Here is a 694-nt window from a genome sequence, read left to right as displayed (position 1 = left end):
ACCTAACCGCATCGCGGCCGCCCTTCGGGCTTAAGGTGGTAGGACGTCGTGAATACAATACGTTATGTGCAATCCCTGTAAGAGCTATTTAAAGATCAAGGGCTTTAATTACCTTTATTTAGCCTTTTAACGAGTTGATCTTACTTTCTAATGCCAGTGAGAAATAGTGTAAATCATATATTTATAGAGATGAGAGAGTCGAATGAAAATGTATGATGTGATTAGAATGACTAAGGACTACCCGGAAGAGAAACTAGTAAAGGGCCAAATTGGAACGATACTTGAGATATACAATGCTGATAATTTTGAGGTTGAGTTTTGTGATGATAATGGATTTACAATATATTTAGGAACATTATCAAAGGAATGGTTTGAGTTATTGGATTGAATTAATCAATTTAAAGCAATATCTAAAAGTAAGTAAGTAATAAGGAAGCTGTTAGTATTTCGAAGATGACAGGGACAGCACATAACACCATATTCACGCTTCGGGCCATTCGGCCCTCGGTCCGGTACGAAGTTAGAAGTGGAATCGGAGATGCATTTCAGCAACGGGGAAGTAGAATCAGCCGGACACATCCGCACCGACTAAGCGCATCGCGCCCGGCGACATTCGTCGCCTTAAGTCGGTGGGACGTCGTGAATACAAGAACGTTATGCGACATAATGGCTACGTTTCAAAGCCTTAACCCAG

Annotated in this window: 1 protein-coding gene; it reads left to right on the top strand. The window is 41.2% G+C overall.

Annotated features, from left to right (window positions below; translation table 11 throughout):
* Positions 1-202: 202 nt before the first annotated feature.
* The gene (locus ACFPQ4_RS12850; protein WP_378112265.1) at positions 203-388 is read left to right on the top strand and encodes a DUF4926 domain-containing protein; all 186 of its coding nucleotides are present in this window, start codon (positions 203-205) and stop codon (positions 386-388) included.
* Positions 389-694 lie beyond the last annotated feature (306 nt).

The organism is Cohnella yongneupensis (assembly GCF_042655785.1).
Lineage (GTDB): Bacteria > Bacillota > Bacilli > Paenibacillales > Paenibacillaceae > Cohnella > Cohnella yongneupensis.
Note: the sequence above shows the minus strand (reverse complement) of the source record. Positions and strands in the feature narration are given on the sequence as shown.